Annotated in this window: 4 protein-coding genes; 2 read left to right on the top strand and 2 right to left on the bottom strand. The window is 74.5% G+C overall.

Annotated elements, in window-relative coordinates:
• Positions 1–42 precede the first annotated feature (42 nt).
• A complete protein-coding gene (locus tag AAHZ94_RS23600) occupies positions 43–579 on the bottom strand; it encodes a SigE family RNA polymerase sigma factor (RefSeq protein ID WP_349995003.1) in 537 nt (178 codons plus the stop codon).
• A 391-nt stretch (positions 580–970) separates the two neighbouring features.
• Entirely contained in the window at positions 971–2068 is a 1098-nt protein-coding gene (locus AAHZ94_RS23605) for an iron-sulfur binding domain-containing protein (RefSeq protein WP_349995004.1), read from the bottom strand.
• Positions 2069–2663: 595 nt separating this feature from the next.
• Between AAHZ94_RS23605 and AAHZ94_RS23610 the strand changes: the two genes are divergently transcribed.
• On the top strand, positions 2664–3554 hold the full coding sequence (locus tag AAHZ94_RS23610) for a hypothetical protein (RefSeq protein ID WP_349995006.1): 891 nt from the start codon (positions 2664–2666) through the stop codon (positions 3552–3554).
• A 544-nt stretch (positions 3555–4098) separates the two neighbouring features.
• Positions 4099–8283: tubulin-like doman-containing protein (locus AAHZ94_RS23615; protein WP_349995008.1), on the top strand; the 4185-nt coding region annotated here is incomplete at its 3' end.

Genomic DNA, 8283 nt, shown 5'->3' on the forward strand with positions numbered 1-8283 from the left:
CGCCGCCCACCGACAGCTACACAAGGTTTATGGTCGGCAGCGTCAGAGGTTTATAAGACACAGCTCCAGCGCGGACGTCTCCAGGGCACGGCTCTCCAGCTCCTGGCGCAGCCGTGCCAGAGCACGGTGCAACGTGCTCTTGACGGTGCCGGTCGACATCCCCAGCGCCTCCGCGGTCTCCTCGGTGCTCATCTGCTCCCAGTGTCGCAGCACGACGACACTGCGCTGCTTCGGCGCCAGACACGACAGCACGTCCATCAGCAGCGCCCGGTCGGCGTGCTGCTCGGTGCCGTCCTCGACGCGGGCGTCCGGCAGCTCCTCGGTGGGCACCTCTTCCAGCTTGCGGGCGCGCCACCACTCCGTACGCGTGTTGATCATGACACGGCGGAGGTACGCGTCGGCCAGCGACTTGTCGGCGATGCCGTCCCACCGCCCGTAGGTACGCACCAGCGCGGTCTGGAGCAGGTCCTGCGCCTCGATCGGGTCGGGCACGAGGCGGCGGGCGCTGCGCAACAGCGCGTCCTGCCGGTTCCGCACGTATTCCTCGAAGTCCAGTACCTTGCTGCCGCTGCTGGTCATCGCACAGCCTCCGTCCCACGGTGTTCCCCACGTCACGCCACCGGTCACGCGGCGTGTTACCGAGGAACTTACGGAGACGCTGTTGCGGCATTCCGTACGCCAGCCCTGCCGTGGATGCACAGCTACCCATAGGTTGTGTAACAGCGGCCGGCGGCCCCCGTCCGCCCCCTCCCCACCTCTACGCTCCGTGCGGTTCGCGGCAGCGCTGCGTCACGGATTTCGCCTGGCGGCGGGCCGTCGACGGCCCGGCGGGCGGTGGGGGGCCGGCGGTGGAGGGGGTGCTGTGGGGTGGTTGTTACCTGCGCCGTTACGTACGTCGTTGCGGGCGCCCCTATGTAAGTCGTTACGTACGTCGTTCGGTCCCGGTCAGGTCCGCGGGAGCCGGACCGGGTCAGGTCTGTGGGAGTCGGTAGACGCCGCCCGCCAGTGGCTCCACCAGCCCGTCGGCGACCAGCCCGTCCAGCGCCCTGGCCCGCTGCACCGGCTCGTGCCACACCCGGTCGAGCTCCGCCTGCGGCACCGGGTCGGTCGAGTCCCGCAACACGGCGAGCAGCTTGCCGCGCACCTGACGGTCCGTACCGGCGTAGGTCTGGCCGCGGCGCGGCGGCCCCTCGTGCGCCGGCGAACCCGCGAGCCGCCACGCGCACTGCGCCGCGATCGGGCACCGGCCGCACTCGGGCGAACGGGCCGTGCACACCAGCGCGCCGAGTTCCATGGTGGCCGCGGCCCAGCGCGCCGCGGTCGGCTCGTCGGCCGGCAGCAGCGAGCGGGCGAGCTTGCGCTCGGCGGCGGTGGTCGCGTTCGGCGGGTACTCCTTGCCGGTCACGGCCCGGGTGAAGACCCGCCGGACGTTGGTGTCGAGCACCGGGTGGCGCTGCCCGTACGCGAAGGAGGCCACGGCCGCCGCCGTGTACTCGCCGACCCCGGGCAGCGCGAGGAGCTGTGCGTGCTCGCGGGGCACGTCGCCGCAGTGCCGTTCCTTTATCGCCGCCGCCGCGGCGTGCAGCCGCAGCGCACGGCGCGGGTAGCCGAGCCGGCCCCAGGCACGGACCGCCTCGCCCGGCGGCTCGATGGCCAGGTCGGCCGGGCGCGGCCAGCGGGCCAGCCACTGCTCGTACACCGGAAGGACCCGGCCCACCGGCGTCTGCTGGAGCATGAACTCGCTGACCATCACGCCCCACGCGCCCGCCTCGGGCCGCCGCCAGGGCAGGTCGCGGGCGTGCGTCTCGAACCAGGCGTTGACGGCGGAGTGCAGGACGGCGGCCGGTACGGGCGCGGCGGACTCCCCGCCCGCCGCGGGCCCGGCGGACGGCGCTGCCGCGGGCCCGGCCGGAACCGGCGGGGCTGACGGGGCCGGCGCAGCCGTCGGGGCGGACGAATCCGCTGCGGCCGACGGGGACGGCTGGGGCGACGGAGCGGACTGGGACGGCTGGGGGGCGGCCTCGGCGGACGTGGGGGCGTCGACGGACGGCGCGGGCGTGGCAGTCATGGCACCACCGATCCTGGCACGCCCCCGGCTCGCGACGAAACGGCCCGCGCCGGGCGGCCGGGTGAGCCGAGACCGCCGTACGGACCACGTCCGAGCGCGGGGACGCGCGTGCGGGGAGCGGTGCGTGAGCCGTACGGGGACGCGCGTCGGGGCGCGGGGCGGGGCGACGGGGGCGGGCGGGTGCGGCGGTGCGGGGCGAGCGGTGGGAGCTGGCGGGGGGGGCGGGCTTGTGCCGCGTACGGCTCGACCGCTCGTACGGCTCATGCAGCTCGTACGGCTCATGCAGCTCATGCAAAAGAAGGGGCTCGTACGAAGAAGAAGGAGGAGGGGGGAGAGGTAGCCCGGGCCCGCGGACGAGGCGCGGGGCGTACGGCGTGTGCGCGGCCTGCGGCGGGGGCCGGGACACATGGCCGGGCCAGACACCGGGGCACATGACCGGGCGTCACCCCGCGCGCCCGGAACGTCACCCCGGGGCACCCGGAATGCCGCTTCCGCCCCCTCGAAGTACCGCCCCCGGGCAGATGATGCGAAAAGTAGGCCCGGAATGCGGCGGGTAGTGGCAGGTCCCCTATCGGATCTCTCGTAGAGTTTCCGCGTGGGATCTCTGCGCAATCCGATCGGTCCGCTCCCTTCCACCATCTACTGGCGGCGAAGGGCAGTTGCGCTGTCCCTGATCGCGCTGCTGGTCGTCCTGGTCATCTGGGCCATGAGCCTCGGTGGCGACGACGGTGGTGGCGGCAAGGACGACGCCAAGGGCAACAGCGGCCACGAATCCACCGACACCATCACGCCGGGGCCGTCCTCATCGGGCCCGCTCAACAGCCAACGGCCCGGCGGGCGCGACGAGTCGGACGAGGGCGACTCCGCCGGCTCCGGTGGTTCCGGCTCAGGCGGCTCGGGCGGCTCGGGTGCTTCCGGCGGCTCAGGTGACGAGGACGGCGCCGCGTCCGCCGGCGGCAGCGGCGGCTCGGGCGGCAGCGGCTCCGGCGGGGCGAGCGGCGGCGCGGGCGGCCGTGGCACCACGGGCGCGGCCGGCGGCCTCGGCGTCGGCAACGGCGCGCTTGAGCCGTCGAACTCGACGCTCGCCGACTGCGAGGCCGGCGCCGTGGAGTTGGCGTTGCGCAGCATCAAGAACTCCTACGAGCCGGGCGACAAGCCCAAGTTCGAGCTGACCGTGAAGAACTCCGGGGACAGCGCCTGCAAGATCGACCTCGGCCGGGCGTCCGCCGCGCTCACCATCACGGACTCATCGGACGAGCACATCTGGGCCTCCGACGACTGCCCGCGCGGCAGCGCCACCTCACTGGTGCGGGTGCCGGCCAACGACAAGATCAAGCGCACCGTGGAGTGGGACCGCAAGACCACCGCCCGCAACTGCCCGGCCCCCTCCGGCACCAACGCGGCGCTGGCCGGCACCTACCTCGTCGAGGCCAAGGTGGACGGCATCGGCACCGCCCGCGTCTCGTTCGTCCTCGCCAAGGACTGACGCCCGCCCCGCCGTACGGGCTGACGCCCCGCCACGCGCGCACCCCGATGGCCCCCGTCACCGAGGCCAGGCCCTGCCGGACCCCCGCCAGGCCCTGGCCTCCGGCACGTCCGTACGGACCACGGCGGCCGGCTGGCTCGTACGGAAGGCCGCTGGCCCGATGCTTGACGACGGCCGTCGGCCCGGTGGTCGGCGGACGGCCGCTGGCCCGATGCTCGTACGGGCCGCTGGCGGCGCGTCCGTACGGGCCACGGCGGGCGGCGTGGGACGCGGGTGGCGGCCCGGCGTGTGGGGGTTGTTCACCCGCGGGCCGGCCCGGGTGCGCAGACAGTGGCCGGTCCGTCGGGTAGACAAGGCCGGTCGTCCCACCGCACACCACCCGCGAGAGGCCGCACCCCGCCGAAGGGCGCGGGCCGGGGACCCGCCCGCCGGGCCGCGGCCGGCCCGCCCCGGGCGTCGCAGCGCGGCACGGCAGCGGCGCGGCACACAGACGCAAGCGAGAACGACGGCCGCGAACGGGGCCGCAAGCGGGGAGGAAAAACCCATGAAGATCTTCCAGCCGATGCTCTTCGTCGGACTGGGCGGCACCGGCGGCCTGGTCGGCGCCGAACTGGAGCGCCGACTACGCGGCGAACTCTGCGGCCCCGACGGCGTGGCCCTCACCAGCCGGCTCAGCGGCCACGCGCCCTACCAGCTCCCGGACTGCCTCCAGTTCGTGTACGCCGACTACAGCGAGTCGGACCTGCAACGGCTGCCGCAGTTCAACGTCGACCCCTCGCTGCGCGCCGCGTACGCGCACACCTCGCGCGCCACCCACAACCTGCTGCCGAACTTCGACAGCTCGCCCGAGGTCACCAAGATGCTCCGGGCCAGCCTGCGGGACGAGGTCGCCGACTGGCTGCCGCCGCGCATCGACGAACCCAAGGTGACCCCGCTGCACAACGGCGCGGGCCAACTGCCCACCGTCGGCCGGGCCGCGCTCTTCGCCACCCTGCGGCACAGCCTGGCGCCCGTCCTCGAACCGCTGCTCCAGGCCATCGACTCCATCGCCAGGTCCGCCGGCGAGCTGAGCGAACTGGGCGGCGGGAAGGTCAACGGCTGCGACGTGTTCGTGGCGTTCTCGGTCGCCGGCGGCACCGGCGCCGGCATCTTCCTCGACTACCTGCACCTGATCAACTACGCGTTCCAGCTCCGCCGCTTCGACGGCGCGAAGATCTACCCGCTGGTCGTCATGCCGTCCTCGTTCCCGACCGCCGCCGGCGGCGGGCGCGAGGCCGACCTGAACGCGGCCCGCGCCCTGGTCGACCTGTTCCGCATGGTCGACGGGCAGAACGCGCCCACCGAAGGCGCCGAGATCGGCGACCTCGACCAGGACGCCGGGCTCGGCATCCGCTACCCGGGCTCCACCACCGTCCGGCTGCGCACCGGCATCCTGCCGACCGCGTTCCTGTTCAGCCCGACCGCCGGCATCCGCCAGGACGACCTGCGGCGCTCCATCGTCTCGCTGGTGATGTCGCTGGTCGGCACGGAACTCGGCGAGGGCTCGGCGCGCGGCCGGGCGCTCGCGGCCGACGACGACTTCCAGACCTTCGCCGCCAGCTTCATCAACCGCGGCGTGCACCGCAGCGCCATCTCGCCCACCGGCATCGGCCGCCAGGGCGTCTCCACCAGCCTGGTCGCCTCCATGACCGCCCCCATCGACCAGCTCGCCGACCTGGTCGCGGGCCGGCTGCTGCGGGAGGCGGTCACCGAACTCGTGGAGCGCCCGCGGACCGCGCTGCCGGAGAACGCGGTCCCGATGATCCGGCAGCTCTTCGCCGACGCGCAGCTCGAAGAGCTGTGGGAGCGCCGGCAGTTGGCGGTGCCCGAACCCGATCCGCTGCCGCGCGGCAGCCGCGCCATCGAGCAGGCGCTCGGCGAGCGGATCACCGACATGCAGCGGCTGCTGTACGACCTCCAGGCGATCGCGGAGCGGCAGGCCGCGTCGATGGCCGACCGGTTCTCGCCGCGCCCGGCGATCGACAAGCTGCTCCAGAGCGAGGACCCGTTCTTCGCCGAACGCGTCGTACGGGGCGTGCCCAAGAGCGAGGAGCCCATCGCCAGGCTCGGCTTCCTCGGCATGCTCAACAGCCGCTCGGTCGCCCCGCAACGCCCGCCGGGCCTGTCCGACCAGCCGCCGAAGGCCCCGCGCATCAAGGGCCGGCTCGCCGGCATGTCCCCGGCCCGCTGGGGCGACGACGACGTGCAGGCCGCCATCCAGGAACAGGACGCCTGGTACCGGTGGCGCTCGCTGACGGTGTGGCACGAGGCGTGGCGCGAACAGCAGCAGCGCTGGCAGCCGCAGGCGGACGCGGCGGCCGGCGACCTGACCCGGCTGGTCAACGCCTTCCTCAAGCACTCCGAGCGGGAGCGCAAGGTCTCCGCGCAGAAGGGCCTTGAGCTGTACGAGGACCGCACCGGCATCTCGTACCTGCTGCCGCCGCAGCGCACCCTCAACCACTTCTACGAGGACCTGGTCACCCGGCTGATCCGGCGCGAGGGGCTGCGCGAGCACGACGAGGCGGGCGCGCTGCTGCTCAAGCTGGTCGACGGGGACACCTGGCGGCGGGTGCACGCGCTCAGCCGGCGCACCCCCGACAGCGCGGTCGCGGCCGTCAAGACGCAGCTCGAAGGGCGGATCACCCGGCTGTTCGCGGAGAGCGGCGAACAGCTCGAAGAGCGCCCGCTGCTGCCGCCGATGGGCGCCCTGCTGGCCGCGGCTGCCGGCGACACGGACGCCGCCGAGCAGGTCAGCAAGGAGGCGCTCGACCTGTTCGGGCGCAAGCTCACCGGGCTGCTGCCGGTGGGCTTCACGCCGGAGGGCACCGGGCCGCTGCGGGTGCTGGTCACCCACCCGCGGGTGCAGGCGATCGAGGAGGTGCAGGAGTACCTGGGCAAGGCGCTGCGGCTGCCGTCGGACGCGAAGAACTCGGTGGAGTACCGCGGCGTGGAGTCCGACTCCATCACGGTGGTGCTGTTCCGCAGCGAGATGAGCCTGACCCAGGTGCCCGAGGCCCGCAAGGTGCTGCGCCAGTGGGCCAGGGCCAAGGACCACGAGCAGGCGCAGGACGTGCTGCGCTGGCGGCAGCGGCTGGGCTTCCGGGACAGTTGGATGGTCAGCAGCGAGGAGGACCGGCGCACCATCTTGCACCGGTTGTTGTGCTGTATGTGGAACGGTCAGGTGGACGTCGTCGACGGCGAGGTCGGCTCGCCCGAGCGGGTGCGGCTGCGGCTCTTCCCGGAGACCGGCGACCAGGTGCCGGGCGTGCGGCTGCGGCTCGGCGACTTCCCCGGCGGCGTCTCCAGTTGGGCCGAGTTGCTGCGCGCGTACGAGCGGTGGACGGTGCTGGACGACGAGCGGATCGTGGAGGACTACTGCCGGGAGCTGATGGGCGCCCAGCCGGCCGGCCTGGCCAGGAACGGCAGCGAGCCGCACGCGCTCTTCACCGAACTGGTGGAGAAGATCGCCCCGCGCCAGCTCGACCTGCTCGCCGAGCGCCGGGAGCGCGGCGGCGAACGGGTGGAGGGGTGGGTGCGCCCGCTGTGGGAGTTCTGGGCGGAGACCCTGCCGGCGGCGCTCGACACCGAGTTCACCGACCAGCGGGCCATCCAACCCACCCTGCGCACCCTGCTTGAGCACGTGCGCGGCGGCACCCCGCGGCGCACCGGGCCCGGCGACGCCCCGGCCCCCCGCCGTCCCGCCCCGGACGACGAGGACTGGGGCACCGCCCCGCGCACCTCGAACCCGCCCCGCCCCACCGACGAGGGCCCGCGCGCCGGCGGTGACGCGTACGACGCGGGCCAGCAGGCGGGCTACGGCGGTTACGGCGGTTTCGGTGGCTACGACGGACACGACCCAGGCCCGGCCGGCGCCCCCCCCCCGGGCCCCGGCCACGCCGACCGCCCGCCGCGCGACACGGCCGGCCCGCGGGAGCCGTACGACCGGGGCGAGGCGTACGGCGGTGGTGCGTACGACCGCGGGGAGGCGTACGACCGCGGTGGCGCGTACGAGCCGGGCGACGGCTACGAGCGGCCGGGCGGCTACGACCGCGCCGAGCGGAGCCAGCGCACCGCGCGCGACTGGGCCGAGTGGAGCGGACGCGGCGCCCGGGCCGACCGTGCTGAGGACCCGGGGTGGGGGGAGCCTGCGGGGCGTTCGGAGCGCGCGGGGCGTACGGATCGTACGGAGCGTGCCGATCGTTCGGAGCGGGCTGAGCGGGCTGAGCGGGCTGAGCGGGCTGAGCGGGGCGACCGTGTGGAGTGGGGCGACCGCGCTGACCGCACGGGGCGAAGCGGCCACGACGCCGGCGACAACTTCAGCCAGAGTGCCAGCCCCAACGCCGAGCTGAACAGGGACAGTTGGCGCGACGCGGACGACCGCGCGGGGTCGGACGGCCGGCAGGAAACGGACCGGGCGCGAGGCGCCGACGGGCGGCCGGACCCGCGGGAGTGGGGTGGCGCGGGGGCGCGCGGTGCGGGGGCCGAGTTCGGCGACTGGGACCGGGCCTCGGCAACGCCCCCGGGCCGGCCGTCCGGTGCGGCGTCGGGCGCGGCGTCCGGTGCGCCCTACGGTGCGGCGTCCGGGGCTGCTTCCGCCGGGGCCGGCGGGGCTGGTGGGGCTGGTGGGTCCGGTGGTTCCTACGGATCGGCGCCCGGCGGGGCCTACGGCGGGACCTCCGGCGCTACGTGG

It is taken from the genome of Streptomyces sp. HSW2009 (genome assembly GCF_040240285.1).
Classification (GTDB): domain Bacteria; phylum Actinomycetota; class Actinomycetes; order Streptomycetales; family Streptomycetaceae; genus Streptomyces.

Bases quoted from the DNA above. Each gene is read 5' to 3' on its own strand.
- AAHZ94_RS23600 (WP_349995003.1), bottom strand. From the start codon at position 579: ATGACCAGCAGCGGCAGCAAGGTACTGGACTTCGAGGAATACGTGCGG.
- AAHZ94_RS23605 (WP_349995004.1), bottom strand. From the start codon at position 2,068: ATGACTGCCACGCCCGCGCCGTCCGTCGACGCCCCCACGTCCGCCGAG.